The sequence below is a fragment of the Streptomyces xylophagus genome (assembly GCF_000716435.1).
GTDB classification, from domain to species: domain Bacteria; phylum Actinomycetota; class Actinomycetes; order Streptomycetales; family Streptomycetaceae; genus Streptomyces; species Streptomyces xylophagus.
The window spans coordinates 264,611-289,094 of sequence record NZ_JNWO01000006.1 but is presented as its reverse complement, the minus strand read 5'-3'; the positions used below and the strand labels follow the sequence as shown (position 1 = coordinate 289,094).

The following is a 24,484-nucleotide window of genomic DNA, read 5'->3' as shown; positions in this document are numbered from 1 at the left end:
GGCGGGAACCGGACATCGCGCTCTCCGCAGGTCCCGTGGAAGGATGGCGCAACCCACACATAACGAGGAGATGACCGCGTGCCTGGCACAAACCTGACTCGCGAAGAGGCGCAGCAGCGGGCGACGCTGCTCACCGTTGACTCGTACGAGATCGATCTCGACCTCTCCGGCGCGCAGGAGGGCGGGACCTACAGGTCCGCGACGACGGTGCGCTTCGACGTGGCCGAAAGCGGCGCCGAGTCCTTCATCGACCTGGTGGCCCCGACGGTCCACGAGGTGACGCTGAACGGCGACCCGCTCGACCCCGACGAGGTCTTCAAGGACTCGCGGATCGCGCTGGCCGGGCTGTTGGAGGGACCGAACGTCCTGCGCGTGGTCGCGGACTGCGCGTACACCAACACCGGCGAGGGGCTTCACCGGTTCGTCGACCCGGTCGACCAACAGGCCTACCTCTACACCCAGTTCGAGGTGCCGGACGCGCGCCGCGTGTTCGCCAGCTTCGAGCAGCCGGACCTGAAGGCCACCTTCCAGTTCACCGTGAAGGCGCCGACGGGCTGGACCGTCATCTCCAACTCCCCGACGCCCGAACCCCGGGACGACACCTGGGTGTTCGAGCCGACGCCGCGCATCTCGACGTACATCACCGCGCTGATCGTCGGCCCGTACCACTCCGTGCACAGCGTGTACGAGAAGGACGGGCAGTCCGTCCCGCTCGGCATCTACTGCCGGCCCTCGCTGGCGGAGTACCTCGACTCGGACGCGATCTTCGAGGTCACCCGGCAGGGCTTCGACTGGTTCCAGGAGAAGTTCGCCTACCAGTACCCGTTCAAGAAGTACGACCAGCTGTTCGTCCCGGAGTTCAACGCGGGCGCGATGGAGAACGCCGGTGCCGTCACCATCCGGGACCAGTACGTCTTCCGTTCCAAGGTGACCGACGCCGCCTACGAGGTGCGCGCGGAGACCATCCTGCACGAGCTGGCCCACATGTGGTTCGGCGACCTCGTGACCATGGAGTGGTGGAACGACCTGTGGCTGAACGAGTCGTTCGCCACCTACACCTCCATCGCCTGCCAGGCGTACGCGCCCGACTCGCGCTGGCCGCACTCGTGGACCACGTTCGCCAACTCGATGAAGACCTGGGCGTACCGGCAGGACCAACTGCCGTCCACGCACCCGATCATGGCCGAGATCCGCGACCTGGACGACGTCCTCGTCAACTTCGACGGCATCACGTACGCCAAGGGCGCGAGCGTCCTGAAGCAGCTCGTCGCGTACGTCGGCATGGACGAGTTCTTCGCGGGCGTGCAGGCGTACTTCAAGCGCCACGCGTACGGCAACACCCGCCTGTCCGACCTGCTCGGCGCGCTGGAGGAGACCTCCGGGCGTGACCTGAGCGCCTGGTCGAAGGCGTGGCTGCAGACGGCCGGCATCAACATCCTGCGCCCGGAGATCGAGACGGACGCGGACGGTGTCATCACCGCCTTCGCGATCCGCCAGGAGGCCCCGGCCCTGCCTGCCGGCGCCAAGGGGGAACCCACCCTGCGCCCGCACCGCATCGCGGTCGGCCTGTACGAACTCGACGAGGACACCGGCAAGTTGGTGCGCGACGAGCGCGTCGAGCTGGACGTGGACGGCGAGTTGACCGCCGTACCGCAGCTCGTCGGCAAGCGCCGCCCGGACGTGGTGCTGCTCAACGACGACGACCTGTCGTACGCGAAGGTCCGTCTCGACGAGCAGTCGCTGGCCTTCGTCACCGAGCACCTCGGCGACTTCGAGTCCTCGCTCCCCCGCGCCCTGTGCTGGGCCTCGGCCTGGGACATGACCCGCGACGCCGAACTCGCCACCCGCGACTACCTCTCCCTCGTCCTGTCGGGCATCGGCAAGGAGTCCGACATCGGTGTCGTGCAGTCGCTCCAGCGGCAGGTGAAGCTGGCGATCGAGCTGTACGCCGACCCGGCCGCCCGCGAGGCCCTGCTCACCCGCTGGACGGACGCCACGCTGGCACATCTGCGCGCCGCCGAGGCGGGCAGCGACCAACAGCTGGCGTGGGCCCGCGCGTTCGCGTCCGCGGCCCGCGCGCCGGAGCAACTCGACCTGCTGGACGGCCTGTTGGAGGGCACCCAGACGATCGAGGGACTGGCCGTCGACACCGAACTGCGCTGGGCGTTCGTCGAACGCCTCGCGTCCGTGGGCCGGTTCGACGAGGCGGAGATCGCCGGCGAGTACGAGCGGGACAAGACGGCCGCCGGTGAGCGCCACGCGGCGACCGCCCGTGCCGCCCGCCCGACCGAAGAGGCGAAGGCGGAGGCCTGGGCACAGGTCGTCGAGTCCGACAAGCTCCCCAACGCCCTTCAGGAAGCGGTGATCTCGGGCTTCGTCCAGACCGACCAGCGCGAACTGCTGGCGCCGTACACGGAGAAGTACTTCGCGGCGGTCAAGGAGGTCTGGGACTCCCGTTCGCACGAGATCGCCCAGCAGATCGCGGTCGGTCTCTACCCGTCGATCCAGGTCTCCCAGGACACCCTGGACCGCACGGACACCTGGCTGACGGCCGCCGAGCCCAACGCGGCCCTGCGCCGCCTGGTCTCGGAGTCCCGCTCGGGCGTGGAGCGCGCGCTCAAGGCCCAGGCGGCGGACGCGGCTGCTTCGTAAGCGGTTCTACGACGACGAAGGGCGCCCGGCGATTCGCCGGGCGCCCTTTGACGTCACCCCGGGAACATCCCGCCGGTGACGTTCACGAACGTGCCCGTGATGCTCGCCGCGTGGTCCGAGGCGAGGAACACGGCGGTCGCGGTGATCTCGGCGAGGGTGGGGTTGCGGCGGGTCATGCGCAGGCTCGACAGCTGGTCGAGGATGCCCTGGATCGCCGCCTCGTTGAGGTCGGGGTTGACCTTGCCGAGCTTCTCGATCGTGAGCGTCTCGGGGATTCCCGCGGCCCACAGACCAACCGCACGCACCCCGCGCGGGCCCAGCTCCATCGCCAGGTTGCGCACGAGGCTGTCGGTCGCCGCGTCGGCGGGACCGGTGCCGCCCATCATCGGACTGCCGTGCGCGGAACCGCTGTTGAGGGTGAGGACGACACCGGAGCCTCGCTCGGCCATGCGGCGGGCGGCTGCGCGGGCGGTGATGAAGTTGGCGCGGGTGCCGTTGAGGACGGGCCGCAGGAAGTCGTCGACGGGCATCTCGGTGATCGGCAGCCCCTGTACGTCACCGCGCGAGACAAGGTTGAAGGACACGTCGATGTCCCCGACGCGGGCGAGGTGTTCCGTCACCGCCGTCTCGTCGAGGGCGTCGACGACGGCCACCTCGGCGTCCTTGATGCCGATGTCCTTGATGTGGGCGGCCACGGCCTCCAGCGTCTCCCGGGTGCGTCCCACGAGGTGGACGCGGGCTCCCTCGGCGGCGAAGGCGCGGGCGACCGCACCGCCGATCGAGCCGCCGGCGCCGTAGATGACCGCGGTCTTGTCGGTGAGCAGCATGGTGATCTCCTTGCGGGTCGTGACGTACGGGGCGTGATGTACGTGTCGTTCGTGTCGGCCATACAGACGCACAAGGAGCCCCCCACTCATCGCTCACAACCTCAGCGGCAGTCCGAAGGCCGGGAACAGGTGCGGTTCGAAGGAGGTGATCTCCACGATCCGGTCGTCGGCGCCGAAGCGGAGCACGTCGAGGACCTGGGCGCGGTAGACGGTCGTACCGGGTCGGCGCACGTAACCCCCGGCCGCGAGCTGCCCGTTGGCGCGGGCGGGGAGGTGCCGCCAATGTCCTAGGAACATGGGCGAGTTGGCGTCGAGGCTGACACTCAGGAACTCCACGAGTGCGTCGCGGCCGGTGAACCAGAACGGGTTCGGCGGCATGGTGAGGGTGACGTCCTCGCTGAGCAGGTTGGCGACCTCGGACAGGTCGAGACGCTCGGCGGCGGCCATGTACCGCTTGACCAGGGTGCGTTGGTGCTCGGTGGGCCCATCGGCCGTCCAGTCCGCGCGCCGGCCGGGCAGCCGGTCGCGCAGGGTGGGGCGGGCGCGTTGCAGCGCGCTGTTGACCGAGGCCACGGTCATGTCGAGGGCCTCGCCGGTCTCGACTGCGGTCAGCCCGAGCACGTCCCGCAGCACCAACACCGCGCGCTGGCGCGGCGGGAGATGCTGGACGGCGGCCAGGAAGACCAGCTCGAGGGTCTCGCGGGAGACCGCGGCGGCCTCCGGCTGTTCCTCGGCGGAGGGCAACTCGTCGTCGGGATACGGCTGCAGCCAGGTGATACGGGCGGGCGGCTCCCCGCCACCGTGGTTCATGCCGGGCAACGGCTCGTAGCGCTTGGGGCGGCGGGCCGTACGGCGCTGGAAGTCCAGGCAGGCGTTGGTGGCGATGCGGTACAGCCAGGTACGGGCACCGGCCCGCCCCTGAAAGGTGTCCCGGGCCCGCCAGGCCCGCAGGAACGTCTCCTGCACCAGGTCCTCGGCGTCGTCGTACGAGCCGGTCATGCGGTAGCAGTGGACCTGGATCTCACGGCGGTGCGACTCGACGAGGGCGGCGAAGTCACCTTCGTCGAGCGGGACTTCGGCAACGGCGGGGACTTCCGTAACGGGCACCTGCGTGACGGATTCCCGAGCGGTGTCGCGTGCCGTGCGCGCCACCCGCCTCAGCCGCGCGACGGACGACGACAGTTCCGTCACACCGGAGTAGAAGACGGAAGGTGGCTGCGGCACCAGCTCCTCCACCTGCCGCCCGATCTCCTTGATCAGCCCGTCGACACCGGCCCCGACGCTCCCCTGCCGCTCCCGGTAGGCCTTCTGCCGGCAGGCGGCGGAGCAGTACACGGACCGGCGTCCGGTACGGCCCGCCCGTGCGGTGAGCGGCTTGCCACAACTGGGGCAGGATTCTTCGGCCACGGGTGCCTCCGGCGTTGCTTCACGGGTGTCGCGTCACAGCCACTGCCTCACCGCGTTGCGTCACGGCATTCCCGCGTGACGCTACCTCCCGAACGGGAACGGCAGGGGTCCGCGACCCGATCTGCCCAGCCACCGTCGCTCCGAACGCCACCACCATCCCCGCCACCTGCACCAGCGTGAGCGCCTGCCCGAGCGCCGCCCAGCCGACGACGGCCGCGGTCAGCGGGGAGAGCGGGCCGAGGAAGGTGACCTGGGTGGCGGAGAGCCGGCCGATGCCGCGGAACCAGAGCCAGTACGCGATCGCCGTGTTCGCCAGCGCGAGGTACAGGTAACCGCCGACCGCCCGCCCGTCGAGCGCGGGCGGCGCCCCCTCGACCAGGAAGGCGACGGGGGCTATCAGCAGCCCGCCCGCGGTGAGCTGCCAGCCGGTGAGGGCGAGCGGGCCGACGCCGTCGGGGCGGCCCCACCGCTTGGTCAGCACGGTGCCGGTGGACATGGAGGCGGTGGCGGCGAGGGCCGCGAGCACGCCGACCGGGTCGAGCGCCCCGGCCGCCTTCAGTACGACGAGACTGACACCGAAGGCGGCGACGGCGCCGGTGAGCAAGCTGCGGGCCGTCGGCCGCTGCCCCAGCAGACCTGCCGAGAGGCCCACGACAATCAGCGGCCCTACCGAGCCGACGACCGCCGCCATACCGCCGGGGAGCCGGTACGCGGACAGGAACAGCAGCGGGAAGAAGGCGCCGATGTTCAGCGCGCCAAGCACCGTCGCCTTCCACCACCAGGCACCGCGCGGCAGCACCCGGGCGAGCGCGAGGAGCACCAGACCGGCGGGGAGGGCACGCATCAGGCCGGTGAAGAGGGGGCGGTCGGGCGGGAGGAACTGGGTGGTGACGGCGTAGGTGGTGCCCCAGGAGACAGGGGCGAGGGCGGTGAGGGCTATGAGGGCGGGGCGGCTGGTGGTCGTCATGGGACGCACCCTTCAGGTAGGTCACTGGTAACTAGCTTAGCGCTAAGCCAGTTACCGTCAAGCTACTAACCTGTGATCCACTTTCTTGCGACCGACCTGCTGACCGGCGGATACTCGTCCCATGAACGACAAGGACCCCGTCGACGCGATCGTCGAGCAGTGGGCGGCGGTGCGGCCCGACCTCGACACCGCCGCGATGGAGGTCTTCGGACGGATCTTCCGGCTCTCCCGGGCCATGGGCGACCGCATGGAGAAGGCGTACGCGCCGCACGGCATCTCGCGCGGCGAGTTCGACGTCCTCGCGACCCTGCGCCGGGCCGACGAGCCGTACACCCTCTCGCCGCGCGAGCTCTCCGCGACGCTGATGCTCACCACGGGCGGCATGACCGGCCGCCTCGACAAACTGGAACGGGCCGGCCTGCTCCGCCGCTCCCCCGACCCGCACGACCGCCGCGGCCTCCAAGTCACCCTGACGGAGAAGGGGTTGGCGCTGATCGACGAGGCGGTCGGCTCCGGGCTCGCCGCCCAGACGGCGGCCCTGTCCGGCCTCGACACCGAACAGGCCGCCCAACTGGCCGACCTGCTGCGGAAGTTGCTGACCTCGACCGAGCGGTAGCAAGTCCCGCTCCGGGCGGGCCCGTTCAGCCGACGTGCTCGGCGAGCGCCGCCTCGATCTCGGCCGGTTCGGCGGTGTCCGCCGCCCAAGCCACATACCCATCCGGCCGCACCAGCAGTGCCGTACGACGGTCGCTCGCCCAGCGCTCCACGGCCAGCCGGTCCTTGCGGGTGGCCTGGTTCTCGTACGGCTCCGGTGTGATCAGTACGAACCGGCCGCCGCGCAGCGCCTCGTAGAGGCGGCCGGTGTCGGCGAGGGAGACGTCCGGGGCGCGGGTGCCGACGAGGTGGTGGGCGCCTCGGGGGGCCGGGTAGGCGTAGCCGATGCCGGTGAGTTGGCCGAGGGCCTTGCGGCGGGCCGGGGGTACGTGGTCGAGGACGGTGGTGAGGGCCGCGCGCAGGGCGACGGTCCAGGGGCGCTTGGCCATGGCGAGGCGGACGATGCCGCCGCTGCTGCGCAGGACCGCCTTGCCCACGGGGTGGCGCTCGGCCTGGTAGGTGTCGAGGAGGGTCCGGGGTGCGTGGCCGTTGAGCACCGCGGCCAGCTTCCAGCCGAGGTTGGCCGCGTCCTGGAGGCCGGTGTTCATGCCCTGGCCGCCGGCCGGGGTGTGGACGTGCGCGGCGTCGCCGGCCAGGAACACGCGGCCCACCCGGTAGGCGGGTGCCTGGCGCTCATCGCTGTGGAAGCGGGACATCCAGCGGGCGTCGCGCATCCCGAAGTCGCGGCCGAGGGCGAGCCGGGCGATCTCCCTGACCTCGTCGAGGTCGAGGGGCTCGTCGTCGGCGACGTCGTGCGCGCGGTTCCAGCCGATGACCCGGTAGTAGCCGTCGCCGAAGGGTGCGATGAAGGCGAAGGCGTCGCCGACGGTGGCCACGGTGAGCAGGGTGTCGGGCTTCTCGTCGAGCAGTACGTCGGCGAGGACGACGGACCGGATGACGGAGTGGCCGGGGAAGGGCAGCCCGATCGCGTCCCGCACCGCGCTGCGCATCCCGTCGGCGCCGACGACGTACGCGGCGCGCAGCGACTCGGACACCCCGCCGGGCCCGCGCGTCTCGACGGTCGCGCCGTCCGCGTCCTGCGACAGCCCGGTCATCTCGGTCTCGTACCGGAAGTCCACGCCCGCCTCGGCCGCGCGCCGCCGCAGCGCCTTCTCGACCTCGTACTGCGGGAGGACGAGGAGGTGGTTGAAGCGGGAGGGGAGGGGGGCGAGGTCGATGGTGAGGCGGCCGAAAAGGCGGAGCCGGTCGAGGGGTTGACCGATGGCTTCGAGGTCGTCGGCGAGGGCGCGGGCGTCGAGCTGCTCCAGGGTGCGGGCGTGCAGGACGAACGCGCGGGACAGGTTGCTGATCTTCTCGGGGCGCTTCTCCAGCACGGTGACCGGGACACCGGCGGTGGCGAGGTCACCGGCCAGGAGCAGGCCGGTGGGGCCGGAGCCGACGACGATGACGGTGCGGTCGGGGTTGTCGATGCCGGTGCGGGTGCGGGTGCTGTTGCCGTTCATGGTGGCCTCCTAGTGCCGTATCTCCAACGCCTGTTTGCCAACGCTCGTTTGCCAACACTCGTTGACGAGACTAGAACCCGCCCCCTGGACTGTCAACACGTGTTGGCCTACGCTTGTTGGCATGAACGACAGCGCCAGCAACGGCACAGATTCCGGCACCGACGGCACCAGCCCCGGCCCTCGCCGCTCCGACGCCACCCGCGCCGCCATCCTCGAAGCCGCCCGCGAGCGCTTCGCCGCCGACGGCTATGAACGCGCCACCATCCGCGCCATCGCCAAGGACGCACGGATCGATCCGTCGATGGTGATGCGCTACTACGGCAACAAGGAGGGGCTCTTCGCAGCGGCCGTCTCCTACGACCTGAAGCTGCCGGACCTGACCTCGGCCGCGCGGGACGAGGTCGGCCGGGCGCTGGTGACGCACTTCCTCGCCATGTGGGAGGAGAACGAGGAGCTGACGGCGATGCTCCGGGTCGGCGCGACGAACCAGGGCGGGGCCGAGCGGATGCAGGAGATCTTCCGGGAGCAGTTGCTGCCGGTCGCGCGGCAGGCGTGCCCCGACCCGGAGCAGGCGCCGGCGCGTGCCGGGCTGGTCGCCTCCCAGCTCCTGGGGCTCGCGCTCACCCGCTACGTGCTGCGCTTCCCGCCGACCGTGGCGCTGGCCCGCGAGGAGATCGTGGCCTGGCTCGGGCCCACGGTGCAGCGCTACCTCACGGCGCCGAGCCCGTGAGCGGACATGCCGAAGGCGCCCGCCTCACCGCCGTGGGTGATGCGGGCGCCTTCCGGGAAACCTGAGGTCAGGCCTTCGTGCCGGTGGTGGCCTTGGCCTTCGGCGCGCGGTCCTTGGACTTGTCCAGCGCCAGGACGAGGCCCGCGATGATCGAGAACAGGGCGAGCGGGATCAGAACATAGAGCCCCAGCGTCTCGGCGACGCTCAGGCCGGAACCCGGGTCGTCACCGTCGTCGCGGGTGAGCGCGAGCGCGGGGGACGTCATGAGCAGCATCATCAGCGTCGTACCGGCAGCCAGGGCGCCGGCGCGCAGGGCGTTCTTCTTGTCCACACCGCAAAAGTAGCGAACGCCCGAACGAGCCGCGCGCCCGGGGGTGCCGTATGGGGCGTACGGGCGTCACGGGCCCCTTTCTTCACTGCCCTTCACTGCCTACGGGCCGCCTTCCTCACCGACTGCCGAGCCCGATTCGGAGCCCGATTCCGCGCCCGTTCCCGAACCGCTCTCCGTCCCCTCCCCCAACCCCACCCGCAGCACATCCACCAGCGCGTGCAGCCTCGGCGACGCGGCGAGTTCCTCCAGGGTCATGGGACGCCCGTCCGCGTCCGCGATGGGCAGGCGCCAGTTCGGATACTGGTCCCACGTGCCGGGCAGGTTCTGCGGGCGGCGGTCGCCGACGGTGTCGGGGAGCCAGACGCCGATCATGCGGGCGGGGGTGCGGAGCAGGAAACGGTGAACGGCGTGGATCTCGGCCTCCTCCTCGGACGCGGGACGGCCGCCGCCCGCCGCCTGCTCGAAGAGGCCGAGCCGGGACAGCAGGGCCAGCCACTCCCCCACGTCGGTGGCCGACTCGACCCGCTCCTCCTCCACCGGCCGGGTCAACAGGCCGAGCCGGTCGCGGAGTTCGACGTGTTCGCCGGTGAGCCGGGCCGCGGTGGGCGGCAGGTCGTGGGTGGTGGCGGTGGCCAGCGAGTCGGCGCGCCACTTCTCGGGGGCGAGGGGACGGCCGTCGCCGTCCCAGTCCCGCTCGAACCACAGCACCGACGTGCCGAGCACCCCGCGCTCCTGCAAGGTCTCCCGTACACCCGGTTCCACGGTCCCGAGGTCCTCGCCGATCACCACCGACCCGGCACGCGAGGCCTCCAGCGCGAGGACGGCGAGCATGGCCTCGGCGTCGTAGCGGACGTAGGTGCCCTCGGTCGGGGGTCGGCCCTGCGGGACCCACCACAGGCGGAAGAGGCCCATGACGTGGTCGATGCGCAGGGCGCCCGCGTAACCGAAGAGCGCGCGGAGCAGACGGCGGTACGGGGCGTAGCCGGACTCGGCCAGCCGGTCCGGGCGCCAGGGGGGCAACCCCCAGTCCTGGCCGAGGGAGTTGAAGGCGTCCGGGGGTGCGCCGACCGACATGCCGGCGGCGAAGTACTCCTGTTGCGCCCACGCGTCGGCGCCGTCCGGGTGCACCCCGACCGCCAGGTCGTGAACGACCCCGACCGGCATGCCCGCTTCCCGTGCGGCCCGCTGGGCGGTGGTGAGTTGGGTGTCGGTGAGCCAGGCGAGGCGGGAGTGGAAGTCGACGCGGTCCATCAACTCGGCGCGGGCGCGGGCGGTTTCGGGTGAGCGCGGGTCGCGCAGGGCGGCGGGCCAGCGGTGCCAGTCGGAACCGTGCACCTCGGCCAGCGCACACCACGTGGCGTGGTCCTCCAGCGCCTCGCCCTCCCGGGCGAGGAAGTCGACGTAGGCGGCCCGTCGTCCGGGCCCGAGGGGGACCTCCCGTACGAGTTCCAGTGCCTCCCGCTTCAGCTCCCACACGGCGTCCCGGTCGATCAACGCGCCCTTCTCCAGGACGGATTCACGCAGCCGCGCGGCCCGTTCGAGGAGTCCGTGCAGCCGCTCGGGCTCCTCGGCGTACGCGAACTCGGGGATGTCCTCGACCCGCAGATACACCGGGTCGGGGAAGCGGCGGGAGGACGGGCGGTACGGCGACGGGTCGGTGGGCGCGCCGGGTACGGCCGCGTGCAACGGGTTGACCTGCACGAATCCGGCCCCGAGCGCCCGCCCGGCCCAGGCGGTCAGCTCGCCGAGGTCGCCGAGGTCGCCCATGCCCCAGGAGTGCCGGGAGAGCAGGGAGTAGACCTGCACCATCAGCCCGTACGACCGTCCGGTGGGCGTGGGCAACCGGTCCGGGGCGATGACGAGATGGGCCTCGGCGCTGCGGCCGTCCGGCGCGGTGGCGGTCAAGTGGTGGATGCCGGGCGGGAGTTGCTCGGCGCTCGCCCGGGTCTCGCCCTGTTCGGTCTCGATGTGCAGCCGGGTGCCCTCGGGCAGCGCGTCGAGCGCGGCGGGCGTGCTGCCGGGGCGGCCCACGACGGTCGGCGGCAACAGCCGTTCGGCCAGCTCCTGTTGGCGGGCGGCGAGCGCGGCGCGGGTGGCCTGCGGGGTGCTCGCGTCGACGCCGAGGGCGGCCAGGACGGCGACGACCGCGTCGGGCGAGGCCGGGACCGCGCGGTCCGGGGAGGGGCTGTAGGCGGTGGCGACGCCGTGCAGTTCGGCGAGTTGGGACAGTTCCTCACCGAGGGTCTCGGCCGGCCGGGGTGCTGTCATCTAGGGCCTCGTCGAGTCCGGGGCGGCGAACGGGTCGACGAGGGCGGCGAATTCACCGCTCGTCGTCATCGGGTCGTCGATCGGGCCGGCCTCGCTGGTGAGTGGCGCGTCCATCGTGGCGGACTCGCTGGTCAGCGGGGCGGTGTCGGCGAGTGGCGGCTCGCTGGTGAGGGGCTCGGCGTCGGCCAGCGGGGGTTCGCTGGTCAGCGGGGTCTCGGCCCAGGCGCCCTCGGAGTCGACGAAGAAGAGGTCAGGTGCGGGGTCGGCGGACGGCTCCGCGGTGCGTTTGGAACGGGCCGGGAGCGGAAGTGACGCCGATGCTGCGGCCACGGGGGCCTCCTTGTCGGGTACGGGCGACGGGCGGGTTACCGCAGCCCTACCCAGTGGGCGCGACGGCAGACCTCCAGGGTGGGGTAAGGGTGGCACCGCAGCCACTCCCTCCCCCCACTCCCCCGCAGTTTCCCCGCTGATCACTATTCACTCAGTACATGTATCCGGTGCATACTGAGCGGCATGAGCACCCGCCACATCCTGCTGGGCCTGCTCGCCGGAGGACCGAGCCACGGCTACGACCTCAAGCGACGCCACGACGAACGATTCCCGCAGGCCCGGCCGCTGGCGTACGGGCAGGTCTACACGACCCTGCAACGGCTGGTCCGGGACGGTCTCGCGGAGGTCGACGGCACCGACTCGGACGGCGGCCCGGAACGGACGACGTACCGCTCGACGGCCGACGGTTCGCGTGAACTCGCCCTGTGGGCAGGGGAGATCGCGCCGCCCGCGCCCTTCGTGACGAACGAGATCTTCGCCAAGGTCGTCGTCTCGATCCTGGCCGGCGGCGACCCGGAGGCGTATCTCCGGGCCCAACGCGCCGCCCATATGGAGCGGATGCGGGAACTCACGGCGGTCAAGACCGCCAAGGGCACCGATCTGGCGACCGTGCTCTCGGCGGACTACGCCCTCAACCACCTTGACGCGGACCTCCGTTGGATGGCGACGACGGCGGCCCGGCTGACCACTCTGACCGCGGAGGTCGACACAGCATGAGCAACAGGGAAGACCTCCCGGAGGACACCCCGCCGGTGCCGCTCCTCTCGGCCCGTGATCTCGTCAAGGCGCACGGCAGGACCCTGGCGCTGAGCGGCGCCTCGGTCGACCTGCGCGCCGGGGAGATCCTCGCCGTCACGGGGACCAGCGGCAGCGGCAAGTCCACGCTGCTGCACTGCCTGGCCGGGATCGTCCGCCCCGACGAGGGGACGGTGACGTACGCCGGGGAGCGGCTGGACGGGCTGCCTGAGAAGCGGCGCAGCGAGTTGCGGCGCACCGAGTTCGGGGTGGTCTTCCAGTTCGGACAGCTGATACCCGAGCTGACGGCCGTCGACAACGTCGCGCTGCCGCTGCTGCTCGCGGGCGCCTCGCGTGCGGACGCCCGGGCCGGGGCCGGTGAGTGGCTGGAGCGGTTCGGGGTGCGTGGGCAGGCCGAGCTGCGGCCGGGCGAGATGAGCGGCGGCCAGGCCCAGCGGGTGGCTCTCGCCCGGGCCCTGGTGACCGGCCCGAGGATCGTCTTCGCGGACGAACCGACCGGCGCCCTGGACTCCCTGGCGAGCGAGCAGGTGATGACGGCCCTGATCGGTACGGCCCGTGAGTCCGGTACGGCGGTCCTGCTGATCACCCATGACGCGCAGGTCGCGGCGTACGCCGACCGCGAGATCCGGCTGGCGGACGGCACCGTGGCGACGGCGGGGGTGGCCGCATGAGCGCGTTCCTCTCGGATCTGCGGCTGGCGTGGCTGCTCACCCGGGGTTCGGACCGGCGGGAGTGGTGGCGGGTCGGGCTCACGGCGGTCGGGGCCGCGTTGGCGACGGGGATCGGACTCGGTGTCGTAGCGCTGCTGTCGTTGGACGGGTTCTACTCCGTGTCCTTCGGGTCGGGGCTGTTCGACTCCCCCAGTGACCGGCGGAACGTGAGTCTGGCACTCGGCCTGCTGCTCATCCCGGTGCTTGGGTTCCTCGGGCAGTGCGCGCGGATCGGGGCGGTGCACCGGGACCGGCGGCTGGCCGCGCTGCGGCTCGCGGGGGCGACGCCCGGGCAGGTGCGGCGGATCGCGGCACTGGAGTCGGGGCTCGCCTGCCTGGCCGGTTCGGTGGTGGCGACGACGGCCGTAGTGGCGCTGCTGCCGTACGCCACGGCCTGGGCCGGCGTCGTCCTGGTCGCGGCGGCCGTACCGGTGCTGGGCGCGGTCGTGAGTGCCGTGTCGCTGCGGCGGGTGGTGGCCGAACCGCTGGGGCGGCTACGGCGGGTGCGGCCCGCGCACGGGCCGGGGCCACTGTTCCGTACGGCGACCAAGCTGCTCGCGGCGACGGTGGCGGCGATCGCGCTGACCCCGGTCCTCGGCAGCCCGGTGTCCTTCGGCCTCGGCCCGGTGACGGTAGTGGTCCTGGCGGTGCTGTTCAGCCTGATCGCGATCTGGCTCTCCGGGGCCTCGTCCCGCCAACTGGGTGAGGGCTTCGCGGCCGGCACCGGACGCCCCGCGCTGCTGATCGCGGCGGAACGGCTGCGCGAGGACCCCTGGTCGACCGCCCGCACCCATGCGGCGGTGCTGCTGGTGACGGTCGTCGGCTCGGGCTTCGCGGGCGTACGACAGGTGCTGCTCGCGGGCCTGGACCAGATGCGGCGCGAGGGCAGCCTCGGCACCCGCATGTCCTACTACACGACCGGCATCGACCTGACCGCCGCCGCGATCCTCGTCGCCCTCGCACTCGTCCTGACGGGCCTGGCCGTCGGCACCGCCGAGTCCCTGGCCACCCGGCGCCGGGGCCTGGCCGCGCAGGTCGCCGCCGGGGTGCCGCACGCCGTGCTGGCCCGGGCGCTGCTCCTGGAGACCGCGCTGCCGCTGTTCCCCGCGATCGCGGTGGCGGGCCTGGGCGGCACCGCGATCAGCATCTGGTACGGCGCCGCCATGTCGGACCACGTCGCCGCGCCCCTGCCGTACACCGCGCTGCTGGTCCCGGTCGGCGTCTACGCGGCCTGCCTGCTGGCGGCGGCCACGTCACTGCCGCTGCTGCGGCGCTCGGTGCGGCCGGGCGAGCTGCGGTACGCATGACGGCCGGCCCCGGGGAACGGGGGTTCCCGGGGCCGGACCGTGCCGCTGTGCCGCCGTACTCACTGGGAGTGGGTACACAAAAGCCCGGATCGTCAGGCGGAGATGCCGTCGATCCGGGCCATCGCGTCCTCCGCGCCGTAGGGCTGCAAGTACGGCAGCCAGCGCGGGTCCCTATGACCTGTCCCGATGATGCGCCAGGCCAGGCCGGTGGGTGGGGCGGGTTTGTGGCGCAGCCGCCAGCCGATCTCGAAGAGGTGTCGGTCGGCCTTCGTGTGGTTGCAGCGGCGGCAGGACGCCACCACGTTGTCCCACGCGTGCTTGCCCCCGCGGCTGCGCGGAATGACATGGTCGACGCTGGTTGCGACGCCACCGCAGTACATGCACCGGCCCCCGTCGCGCGCGAACAGCGCCCGCCGGGTGAGAGGAACGGGCCCCCGATAGGGAACCCGTACGAATCGCTTGAGCCGGACCACGCTGGGTGCGGGGACTGTGACGGTTGCGCTGTGCATATAGGCGCCGGATTCCTCAAGGGAGACAGCCTTGTTCTCCAGGACGAGGACGAGCGCGCGGCGGAGCGGTACGACGCCGAGTGGCTCGTACGACGCGTTGAGGACCAGGACATGCGGCACGGATGCCTCCTTGTGCGTCGGCGGCGCGTGGCTCGCGCCGGGACGATCTGTAGTCAGTCTCCCCTCATGCCTGGTGGAAGCGCCACCATGTCCCGGTAACGGGCTGGGAGTGTTTTCGACCACATGTGATTCATCCCCGGGACGGCCGTGGGTTCGTCCCACCTGTTCATTCCCTGCTGAGCACGGCCTCTCCCCCGAACTCGGCAACGATCCACACACGATGCCCCGATAGTGTGGTGGGCCTGCCCTCCCGGTGACCTATTCGTGACCTTTCCCCGTCGGACCATGCCGGAGGCAGACGCAGCACCTGGAGGTACCTGCCGTGTCCTTGTCCGCCGTCCTACTGGCCGCCGCTTCACCGTCGCCGTCCCCGAGCCCCTCGGAGACCACGGTGACCGTGCCCTCTCTCCAGGACGCCCAGGAGAGCGCGACCAATGCCGCCAGCTGGGTGGAGCAGAACTGGTCCACATGGCTGGCGATCGGTCTGAGGGTGCTGCTGATCCTGGTGATCGCGGCGGTGCTGAGAATGACGGTGCGGCGGGCGATCACCAAGCTGATAGACCGGATGAACCGCACGGTCGAGTCGGTGGACGGCACGGCACTCGGCGGTCTCCTGGTGAACGCGGAACGCCGCCGCCAGCGCTCGCAGGCGATCGGTTCCGTCCTCCGCTCCGTTGCGTCCTTCGTGATCCTGGGCACAGCGGCGCTGATGATCCTGGGCACGTTCGAGATCAACCTGGCCCCGCTGCTGGCGTCCGCCGGTGTAGCGGGCGTGGCGATCGGTTTCGGCGCCCGGAACCTGGTCACGGACTTTCTCTCCGGCGTCTTCATGATCCTCGAGGACCAGTACGGCGTCGGCGACCAGATCGACGCGGGCGTCGCCTCCGGCGAGGTCATCGAGGTCGGCCTGCGCGTGACCAAGCTGCGCGGCGACAACGGCGAGATCTGGTACGTCCGCAACGGCGAGGTCAAGCGCATCGGCAACCTGTCCCAGGGCTGGGCCACGGCAGGCGTGGACGTCACGGTGAAGGCGTCCGAGAACCTGGACCGGGTGAAGGCCACGCTCGACGCGGTCACGGAGAAGATGAGCAAGGAGGAGCCCTGGAACGAGCTCCTCTGGGGCCCGATCGAGGTCCTCGGCCTCGACAGCGTCCTCATCGACTCGATGGTCGTCCGCCTCTCCGCCAAGACCATGCCGGGCAAGTCGGTCAGCGTCGAGCGAGAGCTCCGGTGGCGGGTCAAGCGGGCCTTCGACGAGGCGAACATCCGCATCGTCGGCGGCGCGACGGCGAACCCGGTCGACGACCAGAGCGACCCGACGGAGTCGGTCGCGGCGCCGTCGGTGTACTCGAACTCGGACTCGCCTCAGGTGGCGAATACCTCGCCCATTTCTTCGCAGCGGCCGGGGACGCGGTAGGGGTACAGGGGGGAATCGTACGGGGGCGGTAGTCCTACGGGGGGTACGGCGTGGGTGTACGGGGCCGGGCGCGGGCGTACGAGGTGAGGCGCGAACGGAGGCCGCGTCGACGATCACCGGGGTCCAGCCTCCCTCGCCCCGGGCCCCGAGTTCGTGCCGCACCGCCCGCAGCAGCCGACGTCACAGGGCGGCCGGCTCCCTAGGCCTTGATCGGTGCGGCCGACCTGGCGGCCTGCTCGATCTTCGCGCAGTAGGCGGCACGGGCTTCCCCGTCGATTCGCTGCTCGTATTCGGCACGCACCCCGGTCCGGCCGTCGAGGCCCTCGCGGAGGATATCGGCGTGCCCGGTATGCCGGATGGACTCGCCGAGGACATGGACCATGACGGCGAAAAGGTTCGTGTTGGGACGAGGCTCCGACCACCACGGCACGTGGCCGGGGGCGTCGAGGGGAAGCTCGTTGATCGTCGCGTCCGAGTGTTCCCATGTGCGCCGGTAGAACGCGATGATCTGATCGCGGGTCTCGTTCTCGGTCGCCCACAGGTCGTTGCCGTCGTAGTCCTGCCACCGGGGCAGCGGTTCCGGGGAAGGTCGGTCGAAGACCTCGCCGAAGTACCTGGCCTCGATGGTGGCCACGTGTTTGACCAGGCCGAGGAGGTTTGTCCCGGTCGCCGTCAGAGGCCGGCGGGCGTCGTATTCGGACAAGCCGTCGAGTTTCCAGAGCAGCGCCTCGCGGTCCCGCCGCAGTCTCCCGTGCAGGTTGTCTTTCGCGAATTCATCGATCATGCGGCACGAGCCTGCCATGGGCTTCTCGCGGTCTCAAGATCCCGTAAGTGGTCCGCAACGACCGGCAGAGCCGAGGCCTGGCCATGGCCGCCGCCCTGACCTGCTACAAGAAGCTCGCGCAACGTGCCACGTGAGACAACCTCCTATCCCCGGCCCATTCCGCTCGGCCCCCGTATCGAAGAACCGCCCCACATAGTCACCCGCCGGCAACCCGCTCTCCCGCATGAGGGAGAAGACCTCGGCGCCCTCCCCCGGGTCGCCGTCCATCCGGTACGCCTCGGCGAAGTCAACGTATTCAACGCTGTCGAGGTCCGCGCAGTACTCGCGCGCCTCCAACTCCCCACGCCCGACCGCCTCGTCGAGCGACCGGGCCCGCCACAGGGTCACCCGCTCCTCGTAGACCCCGAGTCGGCGATGCCGGAACACACACCGGACGCCGTACCAGGACTGCTCGTTCACCTGTGCCCCCGCTCGTCGCCGCCGCGTGGCCGGTGAAGCACTGTCCGAACCAGCTCACCTGAACCACCACGATCCCCTGCGCGTACGGCATGGTCACCGGCCGCCCCTTCCGCTCACCGAGCGCCCTTGTGGCACGTGCCTACGCCAGCGTCATTCCTGTCACTCCCTCGCGCCCGAGCGGATTCGCCGTAGCCGGGTCGGAGCCGAGCACCCACTCCGCAGAGACGGTCTTGACGAAGCTCACCGCGACCCTGCGCTGACCGACGCGCGCCTGCTCCACGCCCAACTCACCCGCACAGCAAGCCCATTCCTCGGCATACCGCTCGCCGAGACTCCACACCGTCGTCTTCGGCCTCGTCCCACCGGCCCCGACAGCCGTCGACGTCATCAAGCGACGCTCGACCGCTCAGGACGTCGTCGACGAATGTCACGCCTGATCCCCGCCCGTCCACCGGCCCTCGGCCTCCACCAGCCCCAACTCCCGGGCCAGTTGGCACAACGCGACGAACGCCGACCCCCTGCGCAACTCCGCGCCCCCCGTGTACGCCGCGCCGTCCCGCAGGTCGAGCCGGACCGTCCCCGAAGCTTCATCGAAGGTGATCGACCCCCACACCGTGTGCCTACGCCGCCCCGGCCGCCAGTGGAACCAGATCTCCTCGCGCCCCTTCTCCGCGGTGACGGAGACACGGCCCGATGCCTTCAACTCCGTGCGCATCCGGTCCGACCAACCCATGGAGGGCCGTAGCACGCGGAGTTGGCGGATCTGGCGGCGGGCGAGGACGTCGGGGGTGAGAGGGATGCCCGCGGTGCGGGCCCGTCGCCGTAGCGACGGGCGGGTCGCGACAGCGACAGCCCATACGACGTTGACGGCGAGCACGCCCGCCGCCTCCCGCCGGTACTCCGCCAACACGCTCATGTCCGCACCCCGCTCACCGTTCCCCATGTCCCGTAAACGGGGTTGATCAAAAGTCAGGAATCTGTGAGGCGGCTGGCAGGTCAGGTTCGTCCACATCACGAATCGGCCTCGGGAGCGGGGGCGCAGAGGCCGAAAAGCGCCCAACAGGCGTCGCAATTCCGGCAGATCGGCCAAATCCCTGTCACCCGCTCCCACCTGCGGCTTTCCCCATCGTGATGAACCCGTGACGCGATCATCTTCACAGCTTGTTCTCATTCTCATCGCAGCCTCCCCATGCCTAAGGTCGCCCCACGACGGGCCCTTGTTCTGGAGCGCAACGCCCAGGGGTCCGTTTCGAATGTGGGGACAAGAATGAGGAAACTCGCCATCGGCGCCGCCCTGACCGGTGCCCTGGCCCTGACCGGTCTGGCCGCGCCGCTCGCGCAGGCCGCGACGCCGGCCCTGGTCTACTCCGGCGTGACGGTCAACAAGGGGAAGGCGATCGTCGTAGGGACGACCGCGACGGTGAAGGTGCCCGTCACGTACACGCTGACGCGGCCGTCCGACGTGACGATCGACAACAAGAAGACGTTCGCCGGGGTCATGCTCTACCGCGGCTCACTCGGGGCCTTCGACAACGAGATCGACGCGGACATGTCGCCGACGTGCACGACGACCGCGACGACGGACACCACGGTCACCGAGTCCTGCTCCGACACGATCACGATCGACCCCGGGGACAGCCTGTACGAGGCGGCCGACGCGACCACCTGGAAGGTCGCCGGCTTCTACGCCCACATCGACTCCGACCTGGACGACTCGGACGACCAGATCAGTTACTCCACCGACTTCGCGGCCTGGGGCAACAAGGGCAAGGTCAAGGTGCAGCGCGCCGCCAAGCTCACCGTCAACGCCTCGCCGGAGCCGGTGAAGAAGGGCAAGACCATCACGGTCACCGGCGCGCTGACCCGTGCCAACTGGGAGACCGGGAAGTACTCCGGGTACGTCTCGCAGCCGGCCAAGTTGCAGTTCCGGGCCAAGGGTTCGAGCACTTACAGCACCGTGAAGACGGTCACCTCCACGACCGGTGGTGCGCTGAAGACGACCGTGACGGCGACCAAGGACGGTTACTTCCGCTACGTCTTCGCCGGTACCGCCACCACCGGCGCGGCCACTGCCGCCGGTGACTACATCGACGTTCAGTAGCACGCCGGTACGGCACCGGGCGGCACCTGCCCGGTGACACCCGCACCTCCCCCACCGCCCCCGCAGGTAACGAGTCTGTTGCCTCGGGGGCGGTCTCTATTGACGCCCCCTTCGTCCCGGGCTTACGTTCCTCCCACCCAATAGGAAACTTTCCTAACAGTGATCACGTGACACGCTGGGTGGTTCGAGAGTTCGAGAGGCAGGTGGCGTCGACATGGCAGGAACCTCCGGCACCCCGGGCACCCCCCGCGTCCTGCGCGCCATGAACGACCGTGCCGCCCTGGACCTCCTCCTGGAGCACGGTCCGCTGTCCCGTACCCGGATCGGCAAACTCACCGGCCTCTCCAAGCCGACGGCCTCCCAGTTGCTCGCCCGACTGGAAGCGGCGGGGCTCGTCCTCGCCACCGGGACGAGCGAGGGGCGGCCCGGCCCCAACGCCCAGCTGTACGTGGTCAATCCGGGTGCCGCGTACGCCGCCGGGCTCGACGTCACGCCGGAGCGCATCCGCGCCGCCGTCGCCGACGTCACCGGCCGGACAGTGGGTGAGTTCGAGCTCGCCACACCCGGCCGACGGCCCGCTCAGCCCGTCGTACGGCAGGTGACGGATGCCCTCGACGGTGCGGTGAAGGCCGCCGGGCTCGCCCGCGACGACGTCCACCGCCTGGTCATCGCCACCCCGGGCGCCTTCGACCCCAACACCGGCCGGCTGCGCTACGCCTCGCACCTGCCGGGCTGGCACTCCCCCGCCCTCCTCGACGAACTCGCCGCCGCGCTGCCGATGCCGGTGGAGTACGAGAACGACGTCAACCTCGTCGCCATAGCGGAGCAGCGGCTCGGCGCGGCCCGCGGGCACGGCGACTTCGTGCTGCTGTGGAACGAGGGCGGGCTCGGCGCCGCCCTGGTCCTCGGCGGCCGGCTGCACCGCGGCTGGACCGGCGGTGCGGGCGAGGTCGGCTTCCTGCCGGTGCCGGGCGCACCCCTGGTCCGCCAGGTGACCAAGGCCAACAGCGGTGGTTACCAGGCACTGGCAGGCTCACAGGCCCTGCCCCAACTCGCCCGCGAACTCGGCATCACCGAGATTCCGACGGGTACGCACGCCGAGGTCGCCGCCGCCCTCGTCGCCACCGCCGCCGACCGCACGAGCGGGCCCGAGCGGCGGCTCCTGGAGATCTACGCGACCCACCTCGCGACCGGTCTCGCCTCGCTCGTCTCCGTGCTCGACCCCGAACTCGTCGTCCTCAGCGGTGCCTCGCTGACCGCGGGCGGCGAACCACTACGCGCCCTCGTCCAGGCCGAGTTGGAGGAGCTGGCGGCGTCGCGGCCCCGGCTCGTCGTCGGCGACGTCCATGAACAGCCCGTGCTGCGCGGCGCGTTGGAGAGCGCGCTGGCGGCCACCCGTGACGAGGTCTTCGACACCTCGCGCTGACTCCCGCACCCCCGTACTCCCCCCTCGCACCACCCTCCCCCTCCTCGCATCCACCCCGCCCCGCCCTTGGGAGACCTCGCCATGCCCGGAATATCCCGGAAAGCGGCTACCGCCCTCGCCGCCTCCGCCTCCATCGCCCTCCTGGCCACCGCCTGTACCGGCCAGTCCTCGTCCGGCGCCTCCGACGACGCCTCGAAGGACGTCACCATCAACTTCTGGCACGCCTGGAGCGCCGCGTCCGAGCTGAGCGCCGTGAAGTCGCTGGTCGCCGGCTTCGAGAAGGCGCACCCCAACATCCACGTGAACGTCGTCGGCAACATGACCGACGACAAGATCAACCAGGCGCTGCGCACCGGCGGCGACAAGGCGCCGGACGTGATCTCGTCGTTCACCACGAACAACGTCGGCAAGTTCTGTTCCTCGGGCGCCCTGGTCGATCTCAACCCCTTCTTCAAGAAGGACGGCATCGACGCCGAGGCGACGTTCCCCAAGGCGATGAACGAGTACACCCAGTTCGACGGCAACCGCTGCACCGCACCGCTGCTGGGCGACGCGTACGGGCTCTACTACAACAAGACGGAGTTCAAGAAGGCCGGCATCACCAGCCCGCCCAAGACGTGGTCCGAATTCGAGGCCGACGCCAAGAAGTTGACGATCACCAAGGGCGACTCGTACTCCCAGCTCGGGTTCATGCCGGACTACCACGGCTGGGAGACCACGACCGAGCACCTCTTCGCGCAGTTCTCGCCGACCTATTTCGACACGAGCGGAAAGTCGGCGCTCGCCACGGACCCCGCGTTCAAGGCCGGGTTCACGCTGCAGAAGAAGCTCGTCGACGAACTCGGCGGTTTCAAGAAGCTGGAGAGCTACCGCTCCACGCTCGGTGACGAGTGGGGCGACAAGCACCCCTTCCACACCGGTCAGGTCGCGATGCAGCTCGACGGCGAGTGGCGGCTCGGGATGGCCTCGGCCGCGAATCCCAAGCTCGACATCGGCGTCGCCCCGCTGCCCGTCCCGGACGACCAGGTCGCCCAGTACGGCAAGGGCTACATCACCGGCACGATCGCCGGAATCGCCGCCAACAGCAAGAAGCAGAACGCCGCTTGGGAGTTCGTCAAGTACATCACCACGGACACGGACGCGGTGGTCGGCTTCTCCAACGCCATCCACAACGTGCCCTCCACGCTGGCCGCCCTCAAGTCGCCGAAGCTGAAGTACGACCCGCGCTTCAAGACGTTCCTGGACATCGCGTCGAACCAGTACTCGACGACAAGTCCCGCCTCCATCAACGGCGGTGTGTATCTGGCGACGATCCAGAACCTCGGATACGACTACGAGAGCGGCAAGGTGAAGGATCTGGACTCGGCCCTGAAGAGCACCGCCAAGCAGATCGACACCGACATCGCGCAGGCGAAGTAGCCGCAGGATGAGCACTATTACGCTGGCGTCGAAGCGCCGCCGGTCGGCGCTTCGGACTCTCGCCTTCATGTCGCCCTGGCTGATCGGCTTCGCGGTCTTCTTCGCGTATCCGCTGATCTCGACGGTCTATTTCTCGTTCATGCACTACGACGGCTTCAAGCCGCCGACATGGGTGGGGACGAAGAACTGGACGTACGTCTTCAAGAACTATCCGTACTTCTGGCCCGCGATGCGCAACACCCTGTGGCTGGTCGTGGTGATGGTCTCGCTGCGGGTCGTATTCGGGCTCGGCGTCGGGCTGTTGATCACGAAGATCAAGACGGCGACGGGCGTCTTCCGGACCCTCTTCTACCTGCCGTACCTCGCCCCGCCGGTCGCGGCCACGATGGCGTTCGCGTTCCTCCTCAACCCCGGTACCGGGCCGGTGAATTCGATCCTGGAGAAGGTCGGCATCCCGGCCCCGGGCTGGTTCAACGACCCCACCTGGTCCAAGCCGGCCCTCACCCTGCTCGCCCTCTGGGGCATCGGCGACCTCATGGTCATCTTCATGGCGGCACTGCTCGACGTACCCCAAGAGCAGTACGAGGCGGCCGAGTTGGACGGCGCCTCGGCCTGGCAGCGGTTCCGGTACGTCACGCTGCCGAACATCTCGCCGATCGTGATGTTCGCCGTCGTCACCGGCGTGATCCAGACCATGCAGTACTACACACAGCCGCTCATCGCCGGGAAGGTCGCGTCCGGCGTGATCCAGGGCGCCGGCACGCAGTTCGAGCCCGGCTACCCGGAGAAGTCCACGCTCACCCTCCCCCAGCTCGTCTACAACCTCGGCTTCCAGCGCTTCGACTACGGCTCGGCCTGCGTGGTGGCACTCGTCCTCTTCGCCCTGTCAATGGTGTTCACCGCGTTCCTGATGCGGCGCCGGGGCGGCCTCAACCTGGCAGGTGACTGACCCATGGCCCAAGTACTGGACAAGCCCGTGGAGTTGCGGGCGCCGGTGACGCCCGCCGAGCGCGTCGCCCGCCGCAAGGCGCTCATGGAGTGGATCGCGGTCCACTCGCTCGGCGTCGCCGCGGCCCTCTTCTTCACGCTCCCGTTCGTGTTCGTGTTCCTGACCTCGCTGATGAGCGACAGCCAGGCCCTGAGCCGCGACCTGATCCCGCACACCTGGGAGTGGGGCAACTACCGCAAGGTCTTCGACACTCCGGGCTTCCTGACCTGGTGGAAGAACACGCTGATCTACGCCGGTCTCGGCACCGTCCTGACCGTCGTGTCGTCGATCCCGGTGGCGTACGCGCTCGCCAAGTTCCGCTTCCGGGGCCGGAATCTGTCCCTGATGCTGGTCATCTCGATGATGATGCTGCCGCCGCAGGTCGTGATCATCCCCATGTACCTGTTCTGGGCCAAGCAGTTGGACCTGTCGGGCACGCTGTGGCCGCTGATCATCCCGATGGCGTTCGGGGACGCGTTCTCCATCTTCCTGCTGCGCCAGTTCCTGATGACGATCCCGAACGAGTACCTGGACGCGGCGAAGGTCGACGGCTGCGGCGACTTCAAGACGCTCGTGCGGGTGGTCCTGCCGATGGCCAAGCCGGGGATCGCGGCCGTAGCGCTGTTCCAGTTCTTCTACGCCTGGAACGACTACTTCGGGCCGCAGATCTACGCATCGGAGAATCCTGGTGCCTGGACGCTGAGTTACGGCCTGGAGTCGTTCAAGGGCGCGCACCACACCGACTGGAACCTCACCATGGCCGCGACCGTGCTGGTCATGGCCCCCGTGATCCTCGTGTTCTTCTTCGCGCAGAAGGCGTTCGTCGAGGGCGTCACGCTCACCGGAGTGAAGGGTTAAC

The 24,484-nt window shown here is 70.3% G+C and carries 23 protein-coding genes; 12 read left to right on the top strand and 11 right to left on the bottom strand.

Features of this window, described 5'->3' with window-relative positions:
• Positions 1-78: 78 nt before the first annotated feature.
• Entirely contained in the window at positions 79-2,652 is a 2,574-nt protein-coding gene (gene pepN, locus OO70_RS14730; RefSeq protein WP_043669737.1) for an aminopeptidase N, read from the top strand.
• A gap of 53 nt (positions 2,653-2,705) precedes the next feature.
• Here pepN and OO70_RS14725 read toward each other — a convergent pair whose 3' ends face one another.
• From OO70_RS14725 to OO70_RS14715, 3 genes are all read right to left on the bottom strand, one after another.
• Entirely contained in the window at positions 2,706-3,479 is a 774-nt protein-coding gene (locus OO70_RS14725) for an SDR family NAD(P)-dependent oxidoreductase (protein WP_043669981.1), read from the bottom strand.
• Positions 3,480-3,572: 93 nt separating this feature from the next.
• Positions 3,573-4,886 carry a sigma-70 family RNA polymerase sigma factor gene (locus tag OO70_RS14720; RefSeq protein WP_043669733.1) on the bottom strand — a complete coding sequence of 438 codons (1,314 nt, stop codon included), beginning with the start codon at positions 4,884-4,886 and terminating at the stop codon, positions 3,573-3,575.
• 19 nt (positions 4,887-4,905) lie between these two features.
• Complete coding sequence (locus tag OO70_RS14715; protein ID WP_051741210.1) at positions 4,906-5,853, bottom strand: EamA family transporter; 948 nt, start codon at positions 5,851-5,853, stop codon at positions 4,906-4,908.
• Between the two features lie 121 nt (positions 5,854-5,974).
• Here OO70_RS14715 and OO70_RS14710 point away from each other — a divergent pair, with 121 nt between their 5' ends.
• Positions 5,975-6,469, top strand: a complete 495-nt coding sequence (locus OO70_RS14710; protein WP_043669730.1) for a MarR family winged helix-turn-helix transcriptional regulator — start codon at positions 5,975-5,977, stop codon at positions 6,467-6,469.
• Positions 6,470-6,494: 25 nt separating this feature from the next.
• Here OO70_RS14710 and OO70_RS14705 read toward each other — a convergent pair whose 3' ends face one another.
• Positions 6,495-7,970, bottom strand: a complete 1,476-nt coding sequence (locus tag OO70_RS14705) for an FAD-dependent monooxygenase (protein WP_043669727.1) — start codon at positions 7,968-7,970, stop codon at positions 6,495-6,497.
• Positions 7,971-8,091: 121 nt separating this feature from the next.
• Between OO70_RS14705 and OO70_RS14700 the strand changes: the two genes are divergently transcribed.
• Entirely contained in the window at positions 8,092-8,700 is a 609-nt protein-coding gene (locus OO70_RS14700) for a TetR/AcrR family transcriptional regulator (RefSeq protein WP_043669724.1), read from the top strand.
• A 67-nt stretch (positions 8,701-8,767) separates the two neighbouring features.
• On the opposite strand, the gene OO70_RS14695 is transcribed toward OO70_RS14700, so the two are convergent.
• From OO70_RS14695 to OO70_RS55980, 3 genes are all read right to left on the bottom strand, one after another.
• A complete protein-coding gene (locus OO70_RS14695; RefSeq protein WP_043669721.1) occupies positions 8,768-9,031 on the bottom strand; it encodes a hypothetical protein in 264 nt (87 codons plus the stop codon).
• A 99-nt stretch (positions 9,032-9,130) separates the two neighbouring features.
• Positions 9,131-11,299, bottom strand: a complete 2,169-nt coding sequence (malQ, locus tag OO70_RS14690) for a 4-alpha-glucanotransferase (RefSeq protein ID WP_051741208.1) — start codon at positions 11,297-11,299, stop codon at positions 9,131-9,133.
• Complete coding sequence (locus OO70_RS55980; protein WP_234336843.1) at positions 11,300-11,629, bottom strand: hypothetical protein; 330 nt, start codon at positions 11,627-11,629, stop codon at positions 11,300-11,302. It abuts the gene before it with no gap.
• Positions 11,630-11,812: 183 nt separating this feature from the next.
• On the opposite strand from OO70_RS55980, the gene OO70_RS14680 reads away from it, so the two are divergent.
• Genes OO70_RS14680 through OO70_RS14670 form a run of 3 tightly spaced genes read left to right on the top strand, consistent with a single transcriptional unit; the run spans position 11,813 to position 14,402 of the window.
• Positions 11,813-12,346, top strand: coding sequence for a PadR family transcriptional regulator (locus OO70_RS14680; protein ID WP_043669718.1), 534 nt, complete (start codon positions 11,813-11,815; stop codon positions 12,344-12,346).
• Positions 12,343-13,056 carry an ABC transporter ATP-binding protein gene (locus tag OO70_RS14675; protein WP_043669716.1) on the top strand — a complete coding sequence of 238 codons (714 nt, stop codon included), beginning with the start codon at positions 12,343-12,345 and terminating at the stop codon, positions 13,054-13,056. Before OO70_RS14680 ends, OO70_RS14675 begins: the two co-directional genes overlap by 4 nt.
• The gene (locus OO70_RS14670) at positions 13,053-14,402 is read left to right on the top strand and encodes a hypothetical protein (RefSeq protein WP_043669712.1); all 1,350 of its coding nucleotides are present in this window, start codon (positions 13,053-13,055) and stop codon (positions 14,400-14,402) included. Before OO70_RS14675 ends, OO70_RS14670 begins: the two co-directional genes overlap by 4 nt.
• Positions 14,403-14,494: 92 nt before the next feature.
• Here the strand turns inward: OO70_RS14670 and OO70_RS14665 are convergent, their stop codons facing one another.
• Positions 14,495-15,031 (bottom strand): HNH endonuclease, encoded by a 537-nt coding sequence (locus OO70_RS14665; RefSeq protein WP_019065631.1) that lies wholly within the window; start codon positions 15,029-15,031, stop codon positions 14,495-14,497.
• A gap of 322 nt (positions 15,032-15,353) precedes the next feature.
• On the opposite strand from OO70_RS14665, the gene OO70_RS14660 reads away from it, so the two are divergent.
• On the top strand, positions 15,354-16,448 hold the full coding sequence (locus tag OO70_RS14660; protein ID WP_043669707.1) for a mechanosensitive ion channel family protein: 1,095 nt from the start codon (positions 15,354-15,356) through the stop codon (positions 16,446-16,448).
• A gap of 199 nt (positions 16,449-16,647) precedes the next feature.
• Here the strand turns inward: OO70_RS14660 and OO70_RS14655 are convergent, their stop codons facing one another.
• From OO70_RS14655 to OO70_RS14640, 3 genes are all read right to left on the bottom strand, one after another.
• Positions 16,648-17,232 (bottom strand): DinB family protein, encoded by a 585-nt coding sequence (locus tag OO70_RS14655; protein WP_043669705.1) that lies wholly within the window; start codon positions 17,230-17,232, stop codon positions 16,648-16,650.
• A gap of 598 nt (positions 17,233-17,830) precedes the next feature.
• Entirely contained in the window at positions 17,831-18,079 is a 249-nt protein-coding gene (locus OO70_RS14645) for a hypothetical protein (protein ID WP_043669702.1), read from the bottom strand.
• Positions 18,080-18,118: 39 nt separating this feature from the next.
• A complete protein-coding gene (locus OO70_RS14640; RefSeq protein WP_051741206.1) occupies positions 18,119-18,607 on the bottom strand; it encodes a hypothetical protein in 489 nt (162 codons plus the stop codon).
• 351 nt (positions 18,608-18,958) lie between these two features.
• Here OO70_RS14640 and OO70_RS14635 point away from each other — a divergent pair, with 351 nt between their 5' ends.
• The 5 genes from OO70_RS14635 (at position 18,959) to OO70_RS14615 (ending at position 24,483) form a co-directional block, all read left to right on the top strand.
• The gene (locus tag OO70_RS14635; protein WP_043669698.1) at positions 18,959-19,792 is read left to right on the top strand and encodes a hypothetical protein; all 834 of its coding nucleotides are present in this window, start codon (positions 18,959-18,961) and stop codon (positions 19,790-19,792) included.
• A 214-nt stretch (positions 19,793-20,006) separates the two neighbouring features.
• Positions 20,007-21,218, top strand: a complete 1,212-nt coding sequence (locus tag OO70_RS14630) for an ROK family transcriptional regulator (protein WP_043669695.1) — start codon at positions 20,007-20,009, stop codon at positions 21,216-21,218.
• Between the two features lie 81 nt (positions 21,219-21,299).
• Complete coding sequence (locus OO70_RS14625; protein WP_043669691.1) at positions 21,300-22,637, top strand: ABC transporter substrate-binding protein; 1,338 nt, start codon at positions 21,300-21,302, stop codon at positions 22,635-22,637.
• Between the two features lie 7 nt (positions 22,638-22,644).
• Positions 22,645-23,586 (top strand): carbohydrate ABC transporter permease, encoded by a 942-nt coding sequence (locus OO70_RS14620; protein WP_019065641.1) that lies wholly within the window; start codon positions 22,645-22,647, stop codon positions 23,584-23,586.
• Between the two features lie 3 nt (positions 23,587-23,589).
• Entirely contained in the window at positions 23,590-24,483 is an 894-nt protein-coding gene (locus tag OO70_RS14615) for a carbohydrate ABC transporter permease (RefSeq protein WP_043669688.1), read from the top strand.
• Position 24,484 lies beyond the last annotated feature (1 nt).